At 64.8% G+C, this 16,212-nt stretch carries 19 protein-coding genes; 4 read left to right on the top strand and 15 right to left on the bottom strand.

All coding sequences use genetic code 11. The features are described from left to right. The 4 genes from F813_RS0101885 (at position 1) to ettA (ending at position 6,093) form a co-directional block, all read left to right on the top strand. Positions 1-753 carry a hypothetical protein gene (locus tag F813_RS0101885; protein WP_017925339.1) on the top strand — a complete coding sequence of 251 codons (753 nt, stop codon included), beginning with the start codon at positions 1-3 and terminating at the stop codon, positions 751-753. Continuing rightward, positions 750-3,884, top strand: a complete 3,135-nt coding sequence (locus F813_RS0101880; RefSeq protein ID WP_017925338.1) for a DUF2309 domain-containing protein — start codon at positions 750-752, stop codon at positions 3,882-3,884. Before F813_RS0101885 ends, F813_RS0101880 begins: the two co-directional genes overlap by 4 nt. Continuing rightward, the gene (locus F813_RS0101875; protein WP_017925337.1) at positions 3,881-4,207 is read left to right on the top strand and encodes a P-II family nitrogen regulator; all 327 of its coding nucleotides are present in this window, start codon (positions 3,881-3,883) and stop codon (positions 4,205-4,207) included. The genes F813_RS0101880 and F813_RS0101875 overlap by 4 nt, the downstream gene beginning before the upstream one ends. 218 nt (positions 4,208-4,425) lie before the next feature. Next, on the top strand, positions 4,426-6,093 hold the full coding sequence (gene ettA / locus F813_RS0101870) for an energy-dependent translational throttle protein EttA (RefSeq protein WP_017925336.1): 1,668 nt from the start codon (positions 4,426-4,428) through the stop codon (positions 6,091-6,093). 40 nt (positions 6,094-6,133) lie between these two features. On the opposite strand, the gene F813_RS0101865 is transcribed toward ettA, so the two are convergent. The 15 genes from F813_RS0101865 to F813_RS0101795 form a co-directional block, all read right to left on the bottom strand. Further along, positions 6,134-7,132, bottom strand: a complete 999-nt coding sequence (locus F813_RS0101865) for a phosphotransferase (RefSeq protein ID WP_017925335.1) — start codon at positions 7,130-7,132, stop codon at positions 6,134-6,136. Next, positions 7,125-7,607: a hypothetical protein gene (locus F813_RS0101860; RefSeq protein WP_017925334.1), complete on the bottom strand. Its 483-nt coding sequence runs from the start codon at positions 7,605-7,607 to the stop codon at positions 7,125-7,127. The genes F813_RS0101865 and F813_RS0101860 overlap by 8 nt, the downstream gene beginning before the upstream one ends. A 77-nt stretch (positions 7,608-7,684) precedes the next feature. Further along, positions 7,685-8,251 carry an SgcJ/EcaC family oxidoreductase gene (locus tag F813_RS0101855; RefSeq protein WP_017925333.1) on the bottom strand — a complete coding sequence of 189 codons (567 nt, stop codon included), beginning with the start codon at positions 8,249-8,251 and terminating at the stop codon, positions 7,685-7,687. A gap of 83 nt (positions 8,252-8,334) precedes the next feature. Continuing rightward, positions 8,335-9,312, bottom strand: a complete 978-nt coding sequence (locus F813_RS0101850) for a LysR family transcriptional regulator (RefSeq protein ID WP_012982284.1) — start codon at positions 9,310-9,312, stop codon at positions 8,335-8,337. Positions 9,313-9,370: 58 nt separating this feature from the next. Next, on the bottom strand, positions 9,371-11,692 hold the full coding sequence (locus F813_RS0101845) for a nitric oxide reductase activation protein NorD (RefSeq protein WP_017925332.1): 2,322 nt from the start codon (positions 11,690-11,692) through the stop codon (positions 9,371-9,373). A 25-nt stretch (positions 11,693-11,717) separates the two neighbouring features. Next, positions 11,718-12,521: a CbbQ/NirQ/NorQ/GpvN family protein gene (locus F813_RS0101840; protein ID WP_012982282.1), complete on the bottom strand. Its 804-nt coding sequence runs from the start codon at positions 12,519-12,521 to the stop codon at positions 11,718-11,720. A gap of 81 nt (positions 12,522-12,602) precedes the next feature. Further along, on the bottom strand, positions 12,603-13,025 hold the full coding sequence (locus tag F813_RS0101835; RefSeq protein WP_017925331.1) for a hypothetical protein: 423 nt from the start codon (positions 13,023-13,025) through the stop codon (positions 12,603-12,605). Then, entirely contained in the window at positions 13,022-13,657 is a 636-nt protein-coding gene (gene parA, locus F813_RS0101830) for a ParA family partition ATPase (RefSeq protein WP_012982280.1), read from the bottom strand. The genes F813_RS0101835 and parA overlap by 4 nt, the downstream gene beginning before the upstream one ends. Positions 13,658-13,807: 150 nt before the next feature. Beyond that, entirely contained in the window at positions 13,808-14,089 is a 282-nt protein-coding gene (locus F813_RS0101825; RefSeq protein ID WP_012982279.1) for a 4a-hydroxytetrahydrobiopterin dehydratase, read from the bottom strand. A 32-nt stretch (positions 14,090-14,121) separates the two neighbouring features. After that, complete coding sequence (locus tag F813_RS0101820) at positions 14,122-14,547, bottom strand: bacterioferritin (RefSeq protein WP_012982278.1); 426 nt, start codon at positions 14,545-14,547, stop codon at positions 14,122-14,124. 10 nt (positions 14,548-14,557) lie between these two features. Continuing rightward, complete coding sequence (locus F813_RS0101815) at positions 14,558-14,872, bottom strand: BMC domain-containing protein (RefSeq protein WP_012982277.1); 315 nt, start codon at positions 14,870-14,872, stop codon at positions 14,558-14,560. A 68-nt stretch (positions 14,873-14,940) separates the two neighbouring features. Continuing rightward, the gene (locus F813_RS0101810) at positions 14,941-15,234 is read right to left on the bottom strand and encodes a BMC domain-containing protein (RefSeq protein ID WP_012982276.1); all 294 of its coding nucleotides are present in this window, start codon (positions 15,232-15,234) and stop codon (positions 14,941-14,943) included. A 31-nt stretch (positions 15,235-15,265) separates the two neighbouring features. After that, positions 15,266-15,565, bottom strand: coding sequence for a BMC domain-containing protein (locus F813_RS0101805; RefSeq protein WP_012982275.1), 300 nt, complete (start codon positions 15,563-15,565; stop codon positions 15,266-15,268). A gap of 44 nt (positions 15,566-15,609) precedes the next feature. Continuing rightward, positions 15,610-15,942: a carboxysome peptide B gene (locus F813_RS0101800; protein ID WP_012982274.1), complete on the bottom strand. Its 333-nt coding sequence runs from the start codon at positions 15,940-15,942 to the stop codon at positions 15,610-15,612. 4 nt (positions 15,943-15,946) lie between these two features. Continuing rightward, on the bottom strand, positions 15,947-16,198 hold the full coding sequence (locus F813_RS0101795; protein ID WP_012982273.1) for a carboxysome peptide A: 252 nt from the start codon (positions 16,196-16,198) through the stop codon (positions 15,947-15,949). Between the last annotated feature and the right edge of the window lie 14 nt (positions 16,199-16,212).

Here is a 16,212-nt window from a genome sequence, read left to right as displayed (position 1 = left end):
ATGTCCGTTCTGCTGATCTTCCTCGCGGCAGTCTTCCTGCCACTGTTCCCGATGAGCCTGGTGTTCAATGCTCTGGCCGCGCGTATCACCAGCACCTACGTGCAGGTCTTCCTCTTCGTTATCTGGCCGCAGATCGGCGTCGCGATCATCCTTTGGGGTGATCTGGCACCGGCCCACGGACTGCTTATCGCCTGGGCGGGCCTCAGTGCGATCCTGTACGCCTTTCGCCTGCTGACCATACGGGAAGTCGGGTGCTGGGCGGCCATGCTGGCCAGCTCGGCCTGGCCCTTGGTATGGCTGTTCGTGATGCAACGGCCGACTGATGCCAACGTGATCGGCTTCGCCCTCGCGATGACAGCCGCCCCAGTGCTGATGCTCCTGGTACGCGATGCGCTTGCTCGACGGCTGGAGTCGGCCTATACCGGACTGCATGGCGGATTGGCCCGCGACCTGCCGCGTCTGTCGGGCGTGATCGTGGTGACCACGCTGGCAGCCATGGCCCTGCCACTGTTCCCGGGCTTCTTTGCCCTGCTGGCGCTGCTGGGCAGCGCCACGCCCGGGATCGCCCTCGGGGTGCTGCTGACCTGGTTGCTGTGGAGCTGGGCGGGAGCGCGGCTGCTGCAAGGCACGGTGTTCGGCCCACGCAGCGGCCCCGTCGCCGAGGACCTGTCGGCCACCACGACATGGGCCTTCACCAGCCTGTTGGTATTGCTGGTGATATCCGGCCTGCTGTGGACTGGAGGTGTCCTGTGAAGCTGACGCTAGGACGCAAGCTCAAGATCCGCTCGATGGTGCACATGGCGGCCGAGCCCATTCCCAACTTCTGGCCCATGCGCACCTTCATCCATCACAACCCGCTCCACGGGCTGGAAGACCTGCCGTTCCCTGAAGCCATCCAGCGCGGTGAAGTACTGTTTCACGGGCGGGGGTTCCTGCCCCGGGCCGACTACCAGCGACTGTTCCGCGAGGGCCACGTGGACCGCGACACCCTCGAGACGCGCGTCGAGGCCGCCCTCGAGAACCGCCCGGCCCTCCAGGCGATCGGCGGGATCGACCTGCTCTGCACGCTGCTGACTGAATATCATGATCCGGTCATCACACCGCGCACGCTCGCCGATGTCGACGACGTGGCGGCCGCCCTGAACGGTCGCGAACACACCCCCTCTGCGACCGATACCGGGATACTCGCCGAACGGCTGCATGCCGCCTTTCCGGTCATACGGCCGCTCTACGAGGCACTCGATTCGCTGTTCGGCACACGTATCGGCACCACGCTGGACGAACAGCTCACCAAGATCTGCCTGGATTACTTCGACGAGGGTCAGTCAGCATGGCAGATGCCCGGACGCGAGCACGGCCTGTTTGCCGCATGGAAGACGATCGTCCATCACCACCCGCGCCTGCTCCTGCGTGGCCAGCACACCCAAACGATCCTGGCAGACCACGACAGCCCCGAGGCGATCATCGCCCATGTCCTGGACGAGATCGGCATCCCCGAAGAGGCCTGGCCCGATCTGATCGTGCGCGAACTGACCCGCCTGCACGGCTGGGCCGGCTTCATCCGCTGGCGCTCGACGGCAAACCACTATCACTGGGCACGCGAGCATCCGGCCGACCTGATTGATTTTCTCGCCATCCGTCTAGTGCTCGGGCTGTCCCTGATTCGCGAGCACAGCCGTCGCCACAAGATGCCGGGCGACCGCAAGGCCCTCGAAACACTCCTCGATGAGCGCCCCGCCGAGTGCTACCTGCGCCGCGAGTTTTTCGGCGGCGAGGTACTGCCCGTCTACGCCGAGACCGTTGAGGCCGTCATTGCACGCGGCAAATCCAACGAGATCGCCCGGCAGCTGGACCAATACCTGCCGGCCAAGCGCCGCGCCGAAGGCCGCGACCAGGCCCGTGCCCTCGGCTCGCTGGCCTCGCTTACTGGCAATCCGTCGCTGTTTGCCGATCTCGATCGTAGCCAACTCGCCGCAGTGCTTGAACAGCTGGGCGACTTCGAGCAGCACGAGGGTATGGTCTGGCTGGAAGCCATGGAGGCGACCTACCGCCGCAGCGTGCTGTCAAGCCTGCGGCTCGAACCGCCCGCGCCGCGCGCGAAACGCCCGTTCGCGCAATTGCTCTTTTGCATCGACGTACGCTCCGAACGCGTGCGCCGTCAACTCGAGACCATCGGCGACTACCAGACCTACGGCATTGCCGGCTTCTTCGGCGTCCCGGTGAGCTTCATCGCGCTTGGCAAGGGCAGCGAGGATCACCTCTGTCCGGTCGTCGTTACACCCAGGAATGTCGTACTGGAAGTCACCACCGGTGGCGAGCCGCTCGACCTCGACCTGTACTCCTCGGCCGAGCATCTGCTGCACGACCTGAAGAACTCCGTTCTCTCGCCGTACTTCACCGTCGAGGCCATTGGCCTGCTGTTCGGCTTTGACATGATCGGCAAGACCATCGCTCCGGCGGCCTACCATCGATGGCGCGACAGGATCGAAGCGGATCAGCCCTCGACCCGTCTGATGGTCGACAAACTCACCCGCGAGCAGGCGGACTCGGTCGTTCGCGCCCAGCAACGGGCCATCATCGTCCAGGCCATCCACCAGGCGTTCGACATCGAGCGTGAAGCCATCACCGATGCCATGATCCGCGAGCTGCGCGAAACGGCATTGGGCCACTGCAGCGGACAGACCCATTTCGCCCGCGACTTTGGCCTGAACGAGCGTGACGAGTCGGCTTTCATCAAGACCTTGCAAGATGACTACCGCATCAACCGTTCCTATGCGCAGATGCAGCTGGAGCGCCTGGGCCGGATCGGGTTTTCGCTGGACGAGCAGACCTATTTCGTTGCCCAGGCGTTGCGCTCGATCGGCCTGACCGAACAGTTCTCGCGCTTCATCATCCTCACCGGCCATGGCAGCCGGTCGGACAACAACCCCTACGAATCAGCGCTCGACTGTGGCGCCTGCGGAGGCAGCCACGGGATCGTCAGCGCCCGGGTACTCGCGCACATGGGCAACAAGCCGGAGGTGCGCCGACGGCTGCGTGCCCAGGGCATCGACATCCCGGATGACGCCTGGTTTCTGCCGGCCATGCACAACACCACCTCCGACGAGATCCGGCTGCACGATCTCGACCTGCTGCCGACCAGCCACCTGGTCTACCTCGAGCGCCTGCGCAACGGCCTGCGCGCCGCCACGCGCCTCGTTGCCCGCGAGCGCCTGCAGGCCCTGGACCCGGACCGCGAGCCAGCCCCGGATGCTGTCAAGGCCGCGCGCAAGGCACAGCGCAATGCGGTCGACTGGGCGCAGGTACGCCCCGAATGGGGTCTGGCGCGCAATGCAGGCTTCATCATCGGCCGACGGCACCTGACCGAGACAACCGATTTGAAGGGACGCACCTTCCTGCATTCCTACGACCACCGGGTCGACCCCAGGGGCCGATTGCTGGAAAGCATCCTCACCGGCCCGCTGATCGTCGCCCAATGGATCAACATGGAACACTACTTCTCGGCGGTCGACAATGAACACTACGGTTCAGGCAGCAAGGTCTACCACAACGTTGCCTGTCGCATCGGGGTCATGACCGGCAACCTGTCGGACCTGCGCACCGGGCTGCCCGCGCAGACCGTGCACTACAACGGTTTGCCCTACCACGACCCGATCCGTCTGCTGGCCCTCATCGAGGCGCCGCTCGCGCACGCGCGCCGGGCCATCGAGAACGTGCCCAAGGTGCGCAGCCTGATCGCGAATGGCTGGGTGCAGTGCGTCGTCCTGGGCCCCGAAACCGGCGGACTGCACCGATACGTCGACGGCAACTGGCACGACGAACCCCTGCCCAACACCGCGCAAGGCACAACCGATCGACCTGCTGTGGAGGACCACCCTGCATGAACGACCTGAATCTCAAGCCACTGAAAAAAATCGAGATCATCCTCGAAGGCGAACACCAGGCCTTCGCCACCGATCTGCTGGACCGCGCCGGAGTGAAGGGCTACACAATCATTGGCAACCTCTCCGGCAAGGGCAGTCAGGGCTTCCACGAAGGCCACTTGATGTTCAACGAGGACGAGGTGCTGATCATGATCATCGCCGCGATCCCCGAAGAGCTGGTCGAGCCGATCCTCGAAGGGTTCACGCCCTTCTTCAACCAGCACAGTGGTGTCGTCTTCATCTCCGACATCCAGGTCAGCCGTCTGGTGAAGTTCAAGGGCTGAAGGCGGTGATTTCATGCCCGGGAACGCAGCGCCCGACCCCCTGTACACGGGTAGCGGGTACTGACCCGGTCACCCCAGCAAACAGGCCCTGAGTCCCCAATCGCTGTTTAGCGCCGGGATCATGCGCCCCTGTACCCCTCGGGATGGTAAAGTGCGGACCCAGCGCGGGTCGTCAGTGGCCTGCCCCTCATTCAAACCGCATTGGTCGCAGGAGCATCATGGCGCAGTACATCTTCACGATGAACGGCGTGGGCAAGATCGTCCCGCCGAAGAAGTACATCCTCAAGGACATCAACCTGAACTTCTTCCCGGGCGCCAAGATCGGCGTGCTGGGCTACAACGGTGCGGGCAAATCCACCCTCCTGCGCATCATGGCCGGCGTGGACACCGAGATCGTCGGCGAGGCGCGGCCGCAGCCGGGCATCAACATCGGCTACCTGCCGCAGGAGCCACAGCTCGACGAAAGCAAGGACGTGCGCGGCAACGTCGAGGAGGCCGTGGCCCCGATCAAGGAAGCGCTGGCCGAGCTGGACCAGGTATATGCGGCCTATGCCGAGCCGGAGGCGGACTTCGACGCCCTGGCCGCCAAGCAGGCGGAGCTCGAGGCGAAGATCGAGGCCGCCGACGGCCATAACCTCGAACGCAAGCTGGAAGTCGCCGCGGACGCCCTGCGCCTGCCGCCGTGGGATGCGGACGTGACGACCCTGTCCGGTGGTGAGCGCCGCCGCGTGGCGCTGTGCCGCCTGCTGCTGTCCAGCCCCGACATGCTGATCCTTGACGAGCCGACCAACCACCTGGATGCAGAGTCCGTGGCCTGGCTGGAACGCTTCCTGCAGGAGTTCCAGGGCACCGTGGTGGCGGTCACCCACGATCGCTACTTCCTCGACAACGTGGCCGGCTGGATCCTCGAGCTGGACCGCGGCCAGGGCATCCCGTTCCAGGGCAACTACTCGCAGTGGCTGGAGCAGAAGGAAAAGCGCCTGAAGCAGGAAGAAAAGGCCGAGGCCGCCCGCGTGAAGGCGATGGAATCCGAACTCGAGTGGGTGCGCTCCAACCCGAAGGGCCGGGGTGCGAAGAGCAAGGCGCGCCTGAAGCGCTTCGAGGAGATCGCCTCGACCGACTACCAGAAACGCTCCGAGACCAAGGAGATCTACATCCCGCCGGGACCGCGCCTGGGCGACAAGGTGCTGGAGGTGGAAAACCTGTCCAAGCACTTTGGTGACCGTGTACTCTACCAGGGTCTGTCGTTCTCCGTGCCGCGCGGCGCGCTGATCGGCGTGATCGGCCCGAACGGCGTTGGCAAGACCACCCTGTTCCGCATGATCGCCGGGCAGGACCAGCCGGACGACGGCTCGATCGAACTGGGCGAGACCGTGCAGCTGGCCTATGTCGACCAAAGCCGCGATGCGCTGCAGGACGAAAAGACCGTCTGGGAGGAGATCTCGGGCGGCCAGGACATCATCCAGGTCGGCAACTTCCAGATGCCGTCACGCGCCTATGTCGGCCGCTTCAACTTCAAGGGCACCGACCAGCAAAAGCGCATGAAGGAACTGTCCGGCGGGGAACGCAACCGCGTGCACCTGGCCAAACTGCTGCAAAGCGGCGGCAACTTCCTGCTGCTGGACGAACCGACCAACGACCTGGACGTGGAGACCCTGCGCGCGCTGGAAGAGGCCCTGCTGGACTTCCCCGGCTCCGCGATCGTGATCTCGCATGACCGCTGGTTCCTGGACCGCATCGCCACCCACATCCTCGCGTTCGAGGAGGACGGCAACGTGGTGTTCTTCGACGGCAACTACCAGGAATACGAGGAAGACCGCCACAAGCGCCTGGGCGCCGAGGCCGACCAGCCGCACCGGGTCAAGTACAAGCGGCTGGCCTCCTGACGCGAACCCGTCCGGGCGCTCTCCGCGCCCGGACTTGGCCTTACAGCCGTTCCAGCACGCTGCGTGTCACGCGCTCGGCGTAGTCATTGCGTTTCCAGTGCTCCGGACTCCAGCCGGCCAGAAAACGCTGGAAATCCGCCTGGGCCAGCGGGAATAGCGCGCGCCATTCCTGCTCCAGTGCGTCCAGGTCCGCGCCAGCTCCGTGCGTGGCGACAACCTCCGAGCGCAGCGCCGCGAAATATCCCCCCAGCAGTTCCTTCTCGAAGCGTTCCTGATCGGCCTCGTCCAGACAGCTGCCGATGAAGTACGCGACATCCTTCATCCCGCAGCCACCGCCGACATACTGGAAGTCCACCGCGGCCACGCGATCACCGCGTTCGCTGAAACAGAAGTTCGCGACCTTGGCATCGCCATGCACCAGCGTCTGAAAGCGCGCCGCACTGAGTCGCTGATCGAGCTTCGGGGCCGCTTCGCGCAGTTGGGGATCAGCAATGGCCGCCCACTCGTCCGGCCGGGTCGCGAGGTGCCAGTAGGTGCCCGTAGTCCAGAGCCCCGAGGGCCTGGCACCCAGAAAGGTCGCGTGAAAGGCCGCGAGCCATGCCAGGCAAATGCCGGCCTGCTCCACCGACAGGTGATCGTGGCGAAGCGGAAAACCGGCGGCATCCAGGTCCTCCAGCACAATCAGGTGGGCATCGCCCAGGTCCTGCGCGAGCTGGCATCGCGGGACACGACAGGCGTCGCTGCAACGCCCCGCCCAGTCGCGATACCAGTGCATCTCGACCTGATAGGAGTGTCGCTTGCGCTCATGACCTCGCGTCCCCGACCAGCCGCGTGGGTGGCGACGATCATCGGGGAACACAATGTGCTTGGCGATCACGGTGGGAACGTACGCGTCTTCCAGATGATAGCGAACGATCTCGCCATAGCCGCTCCAGAGGGTCTGGACACGCTCGACGGGGATGGCGCGGCGGGCGCCCGTGGCTGCGCATACTGCAGCGGCGACCGCCGCCTGCGATCGGTCGCGGCCTGGCTCAGACACCCGGGTCGTTGCAGGTCGCGGTCAGGCGCCCCTCGACCGGATCCCGCGTCATTCCGGTATCGGAAAAGAGCCCGTCGGCGGTCAGGTCCGCGCCGTCGATCCGGATCAACGGTTCGGAGGGGCCATCGGCGGCGGAGAACCACTGATCGCCGGAACGGCTGCGGTTGGCCTCCAGCACCTCGCCCTCGGGGGACATCACATCCCCGATCTGAACACTGACCGTGTGCATCAGCATGCCGCTGACCTCATTGCGCGAGACAAACACACGCATCGGGCCATCATCGGTCTCGGCATCCCCGACCAGGGTCTGAAGATCGCCCTCGTCTGCCTCGCCCGAGAAGTCACAGACCTGAACATCCAGCGTGTAGGTCTCGCCGTCCAGTTCCAGCTCGGCGCTGTTGGAGGCCTGCGCACTACCGGCACCGGCCAGTGCCAGGCCAGCAGCGGCCAGGATCACGAATGAGCGTTTGGACATTCCCTTTCTCCCGATGGTGGCGAGCGTCCAGTATCGCGACTCGCCCTGCCGGGAACAAACGTTCACCGATTACCGGGTCACGCAGTGGGCATCATCGAGGAGTGGTGGTGCACGATTTTCCATTCCCCTTCGCGGTTCTCGTAGACGAAGGTATAGCGAGCGGGGACTTCCTGCGTCTCGCTGCCGTCGGTCACGCGGAAGGTATAGGTGCCCGCGTCGGTCAGCTTGTTGCAGCCGAGCTTCACGTTGCGCGTGTTGATGGTGCCGAAGGGCTTCTTCTCTAGGAAATGCTCGAAGTAGTCCTGGATCTCGGCATGGTTGGTGCGCGGAACATTGGACACGGTCGGCAGCAGCACCGCGTCGTCGGCGTACAGGGCGGTCACGCGGCGGGCATCACCCGTCTGCAGGGCGTCGTTCCAGGCATCGAACAGTTCCTCGGCCAGACGGCGCGTGGCCGGTGCACAGACCACGCAGCTCTCGTTCGGCGGGGTATCGATCGCGGCGGCGAGCAGGTCGCTGCCCGTCCCGGTCACCGGGTGGTGCTGGTCACGGTGCGAGGCGCTCAGACTCAGGCGCGAACGCGGCGCCTCGTCGGCGTTGATGAACTGGGTGCCGCTGATGCGCGGCCGGGTGACGGTGCTCACTGCGTGTTCTCCCACTCGGGCCGATGGCGGCCGGGCAAAGCGTGAATTGTAAGGGACCCTCCAGGGCCTGTCATGGCAGCCACTCAGCCGGCCTGGGCCTTGAACGCAGCCAGCAGGTCTTCGACCTGCGCCCGCACCCGGGCCTCGTCCTGGATGGCAAAGTCGAGAAAGGTCTGGGCGACGACGGACAGGACCTTCTTCTTCGGGTAGACGATATGCCACTGGCGATGGATCGGGAAGTGCTCGACATCCAGCAGCGCCACCGGGCCCTCGGCCCCCTCGGCGCTCAGGGTGTGCAGCGACAGAACGGCAATCCCCAGACCGCCGATCACCGCCTGCTTGATCGCCTCGTTACTGCCCAGCTCCATGCGCACGGGCGGGCTGATCCCGTGTTCCTGGAACAACTTGAGCGTCGCCTCGCGGATCCCCGAGCCCGGCTCCCGCATCAGAAAGGTTTCCTGCTCCAGCTCCTTGAGCGGGATGTTGCGTCGGCCGACCAGTGGGTGATCGCGGCTGGCCATCACCACCAGCGGGTTCGGAGCGAACGGGTGCACGGCGACATCGGTCAGCCGCTCGGGGACATGCCCGATGATGTAGAGGTCGTCGTCGTTGTTCGACAGCCGTTCCAGCACCCGGTCAAAGTTGCTGACCTCCAGCGACAGTTCGATATCGGGATAGCGCCGGGCGAACTGTCCGAGAATGCTGGGCGCGAAGTACTGCGCGGTGGTGATCACCGCCAGGCGCAGACGCCCCCGCTTGAGCCCGTGCATCTCGGCCAGTTTCATCTCGAGGTTGGTCAGCGCGCCGAGCATCTCGCGGCAGGTGTCGTACAACAGCAGCCCGACCTCGGTCGGGAAGGCCTTGCGCCCCACGTACTCGAACAGCGGGAGCCCCAGTGCCGTGGAGAGCTTCTTGATCTGGATCGAGACCGTTGGCTGGGTCAGATGCAGCTCTTCCGCCGCGCGGGTAAAGCTCCCCAGGCGCACGATCGCCTCGAACACCTGCAGCTGACGCAGCGTCGCATGCCGGATCAGGTGCGCCGGAAGCTCCGATTTAAGCATCACCTGGGGGAGACCGGACTCCTTCTGCGTCGGGGACTGTGCCATGCGTCGCAACCGGTTACCGCGTAAGACCGGCGTACAGCATCGGCAGCTTTTCCGGCAGCCGGTCGATCTGGTCCAGCACCATGAAGTGCTGGGCCCCGAAGATGCGCTCGACGTATTCATCCGCCTGCGGATCGAGACTCATGCAGAAGGTGTACACGCCTTTGCGCCCGACCTCCTCTACCGCCCGCTTCGCATCCTGACGCAGGTACTGCGGGTCGCGCACATCGGTATCCGCCGGCTCGCCGTCGGTGATGATCAGCAGCAGCTTTTTCGCCGTGCCCTGATTGTGCAGCAACTGGCCGGCATGGCGGATAGCCGCTCCCATGCGGGTGGATAGCTGGCCTTTCATCCCGGCGAGACGCGCCTTCGCGGTGTCGTCGAACGGGGCATCGAAATCCTTGAAGCGGTAATACTCGACGTCGTGGCGCCCATCGGAGGCGAAGCCGTGGATGGCGAACGGGTCGCCAATGCGCGAGATCGCGCCGGACAGCAGCGTGGCCGCCTCGCGCGCCAGTTGCACCACGGTCGTCTCGCCGTCGCCGATCGTCTCGTTGGTCGACTCCGACAGATCCAGCAGCACCAGTACGGACAGGTCGCGTACATGGCGCAGATTGCGCACATAGATGCGTTCGTCGGGCTGGCGCCGCATGCGGACATCAATCTGGGCCTCGACCAGCGCGTTCACGTCCAGCTCGTCGCCCTCCGGCTGCTTGCGCATGCGCTGAACGCCCTGGGGCTGCATCGCCTCGATCAGGAACTTCAGGCGCGAGACCAGCGGCTTGTGCTTGTCGTAGATCGCCTCGATCTCCTCGATTTCGCCCTTTCTCGGGCGTCGCTCCAGCAGTGTGACCCAGTGCGGACGTTCCAGCTGCATCTGATAGTCCCACTCGTGATAGTGGAACGGCAGCGAGATCGGCTCCTTGCCCTCCTGCTGATTGATGCTTTCGTCTTCGCCGTCGCGGAACCACTCGGTCGCCAGCACCAAGATCTGCTGGGCGTCGTCGCCGGCGTTCGGCACGTCCAGCGTATTGATCATCTGCATCGGCGTGACATAGAAACGCTCCTGCCCGGAGCCATGCGCGGCCAGGACCTCCGCCTCTTCCTCTTCGCGCCCGAAGTTCCAGAGATAGCGGTTGTCGTCGCGATAGAGGACCTCCGGCGCGACCTTGGCCGGATTCATGTAGCCCTGCTCGGGGAACTCGGGCGCCAGCGCTTCGGCCAGCTCGCGGGCCAATCCAGCGGCCTCGAGGTCGTCTACCCGTTCCGCAAACGCACTCACGGCCTTCTGCACAAACGCATGGGGGTCGTAGTAATCCGGATCGAGCAGGGCACGCGCGGTGCGCGCCAGCAATGCCTGTGGCGTTTCGCCATCCTCCGCCGTGGCGGTATGCAGCGGCACCCAGATCTGGCGCAGGCCCGGGAACGCGGCGATCGCCAGGGCCTCGATGCGCGCATCCTCGAACAGCTCGGTCAGGATGCCAACCACGCCCCGTGGCCCCTCCTCCGACTGCATCTCGCGGGTATGCACCACATGGGATGCCGCATGCGCGGCCGCCGCGCGATAGAGATCCAGACCGGTCAGACCCTCGACATCGTCGTAGGCGTCCGGCAGGAAGATCGTGAAGCCCTCGATGTAGGGCCGATATCCCTCGCGCGACTCGAAGTCGCCACTGGTCGGGCGCATGAAAAAATCGCGCGCCCACAGCGAGCGCAGATAGAGGTTGATGCGTCGCTGCACGTCCACGAACAGGGTGCCGCGGCGCTCCTTCTGGAACACCGAGCGCGACTCCGGCGACTCCAGGCCGAAGTAGGCAATCTGCGCCTCCAGGTCCGTGCGGTGGGCCTGTGCGCCCCACGTCGCCCAGCGACGAAGCCCACCCAGCGTCAGGTGGGTTAGCAGCTCGTCGAGGTGCTCCAGCATCGGGCGCACGCCACGCGGCGCCTGCCCCAGCAGGTTGTCCAGCAGGCGCAGATACCCTTCGAACAGCGAATAGTCGCCAAGCCGCTGGGCCGCAACCGGGCTGGTCTCGATCACCAGGGTAATGACCGCCGCGGAGGTCTTGGAGTACATCTTGATCGCGGAACCGAGCAGCTCCGCAACGGCATCCTCGCCCAGTTCCTGGGCCAGTGCCGGCGCCTCCTGCACGAAGGCGACGACCATCTCCGAACCGCGTCCCAGGGCTTGAAGACTGCGGGCCCCTTCAAGGTAGTAGCGCTTGAGACCACCGGCGCTGAAGGCACGGCTGGCCTCCTGCCAGGAACTCTCCAGCACCTCGGCGGCGTGGTTCCCCAGATCTTCGAGGAGGTCCTGGTAGTCCTCCAGATGAACGCTCATCGGTACGGGTACGCCGCGCGGTGCGCTAGAAGAAGGTGGTGACGGCCGAATCCAGCGCGTCGCGCATGTCCGGATCGTCGGTGATCGGCCGCACCAGGGCCATACGGCAGGCGCCCAGCGGCTCCACGCCCTTGGCGATCAGCGAGGCGGCGTAGACCAGCATGCGGGTGGAGATGCCCTCGTCCAGCCCATGGCCTTTCAAGTTGCGTGCGCGCTCGGCCACGCTGACCAGCTTGCCGGCCATCTCTTCGTTGACCTTGCCCTCGTGAGCGACGATCTTCGCCTCGGTCTCGTGATCCGGATAGTCGAAATCCAGCGCGCCAAAGCGCTGCTTGGTCGACTGCTTCAGGTCCTTCATCAGGCTCTGGTAGCCCGGGTTGTAGGAAATAACGACCTGGAAGTCCGGATGGGCCTGGACCATCTCGCCCTTCTTCTCCAACGGCAGTACGCGGCGATTGTCCGTCAGCGGGTGGATCACCACCGTGGTGTCCTGGCGCGCCTCGACGATCTCGTCGAGATAGCAGATCGCCCCGTGGCGGGCGGCCAGGGTCAGCGGACCGTCCTGCCAGCGCGTGCCGTCGGCATCGAGCAGATAACGCCCGACCAGATCGGACGCCGTCATGTCCTCGTTACAGGCGACCGTAATCAGCGGCTTGCCGAGCTTCCAGGCCATGTGCTCGACGAAGCGGGTCTTCCCGCAGCCCGTCGGGCCTTTCAGCATCATCGGCATGCGCACCGAATACGCCGCCTCGTACAGCTCGATCTCGTCCGCGACCGGCTGGTAATACGGCTCTTCCGTGATCAGGTGATCGCGCAGATCGTCTTGCATTGCCCAGACTCCTCAATCAAAAAAGGCCGGGGGACGGGATGGTCTCCATCCCGCCCAGCCCCGGCCCCGAAACGCCCCGGCTCAGTCCGGCCAGATACGATTCGGGTGCAGGTTCTTCCACGGCTCGTCGGCCGTCGCCTTCGCCTTGCCCGGATCGAGCTCGGCGATGGTGCGGCCGCCGCGGCTGGCGCCGCTGGACTTCGTGGCCGCCGCCTTGGTGCCCGACGTCTTGCGTGCAGACTGTGCGACCGGCTTCCTGGCCGGTGCCTTGCGCTTGGCCGTCGACGCCTTGCGGGTCGCCGTCTTGCGTCCCGTGCTTTTGGGCGTCGCCGCCTTTTTCGTTGCGGCTGCCTTGGTGCTGGCCGCCTGATGCGTTTGTGCGCTCGCGGGGGTCGTGCTGGTGTCTTTCTTCGGCGCGCTGGCCGCCGCGGCGTTGTTGTCCTTGTTCTGGTCTTCCCGGGCGCTGCGCACTCCGGCCGCCAGCTTGTCTTGCAGATTGCTCATTGCGACACCTCCTCGATGATGGCTTCGATCTCGGCCGCCGCCGGTTCGCCCGGTTTGCCCAGGTCGTACACGGAACAGCCTTCCAGCGCGGAGCGCCGGTAGATGGCCCGCCGACGGAGCGACTGCTCCAGGGCGGGGATGTCGATCTCCATCAGTGCATGCTTCATCGCACGCGACAGCGCACTGCGGACCTCGAGCTGGTTGACCACGACATAGGGGCGCAGCGAACGATTCTTCATCTGCGCCTCCTCCAGACCGCGCCCCATCCGGACGCTGCCCCAAAGATCCACGGGGGACGGCAGAACGGGGATCAACACGACATCCGAACCCGCGAGGGCAGCGGTCACCGCCCCACCCTCCAGGGTTGGCGGGCAGTCGACCACGATGTGATCGTAGTCCTTGCGCAGCGCCTTGAGTTCGCGGTCCAGCGGCCCCGCGACGGAAAACACGGAGGCGGGAAAGGGACGGTCTTCCGAAGACATCCGCGCCCATTGGCCGGCCGATCCCTGCGGATCCGCATCGACCACCAAGGTGCGTCCTCGACGCGCCAGACCGGCGGCGAGATTCATGGAGAGGGTGGTCTTGCCGGTACCCCCTTTCTGATTGACTACCGCGAATACCCGGGAACCCACGTCTCAGCCTCCTGTAGAGCCACTGCCCCTTGCAAGACACGCCCTGTCTCGAAAAATCCGGAGAACCAACGCGCGTGTGTGCATCGACCAGCGTTTCCCGTTGCCAGGAACCGGCCGAGCCAGTCCCGTGGCCTCTGACGTGATGATCGATCAGCCAGTCGTTTCGCTGGCCAGCCGATCCACCTCTTGCGCGAAACGCTGATCCGCCTCGCCAATCCGGTCGCCATCGCGCGCATCAATGGTGATGTTCACATACGTCGTACCGAAACTGATATTCGGATGATAGCCATCCTCCTCCGACAACTCGGCGACACGATCGAGAAACTCGCGCGTGATGCCGTAACGGTCAAAGGTGAACTGTTTGCTGATGGTCGCCGAAGAGCCCTTGCCCGGCTCCCAGCCGGCCGGCACCACGAGATCGCTATCCGCCATGTACTACTCCAGAACGTTGGACGGGCGCGTCCTTAACGAACGGCCGCATCCTGTGCGTCGATCTCCCGTACATGCTCAAGCTCATCCTCCAGGATGCTCTCGAACAGCTCGGCGTCCGCCGCGGCACCCACGCGCCGACAGTACACCGCCGCCTCGTCATACAGGCGCACGGCGTCCATCTCCAGTTCGCGGTTGCGCTCCAGCAACTCGGCCATCGAGCGCCCCAGACGTACGGGTGCCAACTGGCTCCCGTTGGGGGCCACCCCATAGTGAAACATGCGGGTCATGAATCGATCCGCATGGTCCAGTTCCTCCTGGGCGTCCCGACGCAGGCATTCGCTGACATCGCTCATGCCCCACATCGCCGTTAATCGCGCCTGGGCCAGATACTGCTGAACCGCGGACAGCTCATGCGCCACCGCACGGTTCAGGTAACCCACGATCCGCGGATCCGCCATCGAGGTTGCCTCAGCTGGCCGAGCCGTCGGCGGTCGGGGCCTTCGGCAGGATGCTTTCCACTTCGGAGTGGACACGGGCAATGATATGCGCAGCGACCAGACCGTCACCCACACGCTCGCAGGAATCCGCACCGGCACGCACCGCCGCATTCACGGCACCGGTCTCGCCACGGACCAGAACGGTCACGTAACCACCACCGACGAACTGACGACCGATCAGGCGCACTTCCGAGGCCTTGGTCATCGCATCCGCCGCTTCAATTGCCGGCACCAGACCACGGGTCTCGATCATGCCGAGGGCCACACCAGAAATTTCGCTCGCCATTGCTAACCTCTTTTACAAACGGGCCGCCGGGCCGCTCGGCCGCGGCGGCGTTGATCCGCCGTAGGGACTTACGGCTTTTCCGGGAGGATGTTTTCCACCTCGGAATGCACACGGGCGATGATGTGCGCAGCCACCAGGCCGTCACCCACACGCTCGCAGGAATCCGCACCGGCACGCACCGCAGCGTTCACGGCGCCGGTCTCGCCACGCACCAGAACGGTCACGTAACCGCCACCGACGAACTGACGACCGATCAGGCGCACTTCCGAGGCCTTGGTCATCGCGTCAGCGGCTTCAATCGCCGGCACCAGACCACGGGTCTCGATCATGCCGAGGGCCACACCAAAGTTTTCGCTAGCCATTACTCAACTCCTATCAAGCGTTACTGATGAATTACTTTTCAACCTGCTCGGGCAGGATGCTTTCCACTTCGGAATGCACGCGGGCAATGATGTGCGCAGCCACCAGGCCGTCGCCCACACGCTCGCAGGAATCCGCACCGGCACGCACGGCAGCGTTCACGGCACCGGTCTCGCCACGCACCAGAACGGTCACGTAACCGCCACCGACGAACTGACGACCGATCAGGCGCACTTCCGAGGCCTTGGTCATCGCGTCAGCGGCTTCAATCGCCGGCACCAGACCACGGGTCTCGATCATGCCCAGCGCCACACCAAAACGTTCAGTTGCCATTTCTCTTTCTCCTGGAGTTACAGTTTTTCCAATTAAAATGACGCTCAAGCCGCCTTGTGGGCACTAGCAGAGCGCTGTGCATCGGTCTGGTCTTGTCCAGCCTTGTTCGTCGACCCTTCCGCCTTCCTGCCACCATCGTCCCAGTGGTCGATGATGCCGCCGATCGTCAGATCGGTTGTCACCTTGGGGTCATCGAGCGCGTAGCGCGCGGCCGATCCAGAGATCGTGAACACCCAGTTGCCCGGGTGTGCACCCACTGGATCCACGGCGACGCTGAGCGCACCCTTTTGATCCACCAGCACGCGCAGTGACATGGTCTGGAGTCCGTCCACCCGACGGGTCACCACCAGTTCGTCCTGCACCTGCATAATTTCCATGGAGCTACTGCTCCTCCCAGTAATCGATGATCCCTACGATCGTCGCGTCACTGGGGTATTCCTTACTGCCGGCCGCCTCGCGCGCCGCGGACGATCCCACCACGATCACCCAGTCCCCGGGGACACAACCCACCGCGTCCACCGCGACCGTGCGCGGCCCGCCGGCCTTCTCCTGGACCACCAGCAAGGGACGGTGACCCAGATCCCGGATCCGGTTGGTCGAAACCAGCGTCTTCTCTACCTTGCAGATCTTCATTCCGTGTCCCGTTA

The organism is Thioalkalivibrio sp. HL-Eb18 (assembly GCF_000364985.1).
In the GTDB taxonomy this organism is placed as follows: Bacteria; Pseudomonadota; Gammaproteobacteria; order Ectothiorhodospirales; family Ectothiorhodospiraceae; genus Thioalkalivibrio.
Note: the sequence above shows the minus strand (reverse complement) of the source record. Positions and strands in the feature narration are given on the sequence as shown.

What these genes read in the sequence shown, in the direction of transcription:
- F813_RS0101845 (WP_017925332.1), bottom strand. Translation starts at nt 11,692, where the DNA reads ATGAGCGTTCATCTGGAGGACTACCAGGACCTCCTCGAAGATCTGGGG.
- F813_RS0101885 (WP_017925339.1), top strand. Translation starts at nt 1, where the DNA reads ATGTCCGTTCTGCTGATCTTCCTCGCGGCAGTCTTCCTGCCACTGTTC.
- F813_RS0101825 (WP_012982279.1), bottom strand. Translation starts at nt 14,089, where the DNA reads ATGGCGGATAGCGATCTCGTGGTGCCGGCCGGCTGGGAGCCGGGCAAG.
- F813_RS0101835 (WP_017925331.1), bottom strand. Translation starts at nt 13,025, where the DNA reads ATGAGCAATCTGCAAGACAAGCTGGCGGCCGGAGTGCGCAGCGCCCGG.
- F813_RS0101810 (WP_012982276.1), bottom strand. Translation starts at nt 15,234, where the DNA reads ATGGCTAGCGAAAACTTTGGTGTGGCCCTCGGCATGATCGAGACCCGT.
- F813_RS0101840 (WP_012982282.1), bottom strand. Translation starts at nt 12,521, where the DNA reads ATGCAAGACGATCTGCGCGATCACCTGATCACGGAAGAGCCGTATTAC.
- F813_RS0101850 (WP_012982284.1), bottom strand. Translation starts at nt 9,312, where the DNA reads ATGCTTAAATCGGAGCTTCCGGCGCACCTGATCCGGCATGCGACGCTG.
- F813_RS0101860 (WP_017925334.1), bottom strand. Translation starts at nt 7,607, where the DNA reads ATGTCCAAACGCTCATTCGTGATCCTGGCCGCTGCTGGCCTGGCACTG.
- F813_RS0101805 (WP_012982275.1), bottom strand. Translation starts at nt 15,565, where the DNA reads ATGGCAACTGAACGTTTTGGTGTGGCGCTGGGCATGATCGAGACCCGT.
- ettA (WP_017925336.1), top strand. Translation starts at nt 4,426, where the DNA reads ATGGCGCAGTACATCTTCACGATGAACGGCGTGGGCAAGATCGTCCCG.
- F813_RS0101815 (WP_012982277.1), bottom strand. Translation starts at nt 14,872, where the DNA reads ATGGCGAGCGAAATTTCTGGTGTGGCCCTCGGCATGATCGAGACCCGT.
- F813_RS0101795 (WP_012982273.1), bottom strand. Translation starts at nt 16,198, where the DNA reads ATGAAGATCTGCAAGGTAGAGAAGACGCTGGTTTCGACCAACCGGATC.
- F813_RS0101820 (WP_012982278.1), bottom strand. Translation starts at nt 14,547, where the DNA reads ATGGCGGATCCGCGGATCGTGGGTTACCTGAACCGTGCGGTGGCGCAT.
- F813_RS0101800 (WP_012982274.1), bottom strand. Translation starts at nt 15,942, where the DNA reads ATGGAAATTATGCAGGTGCAGGACGAACTGGTGGTGACCCGTCGGGTG.
- F813_RS0101875 (WP_017925337.1), top strand. Translation starts at nt 3,881, where the DNA reads ATGAACGACCTGAATCTCAAGCCACTGAAAAAAATCGAGATCATCCTC.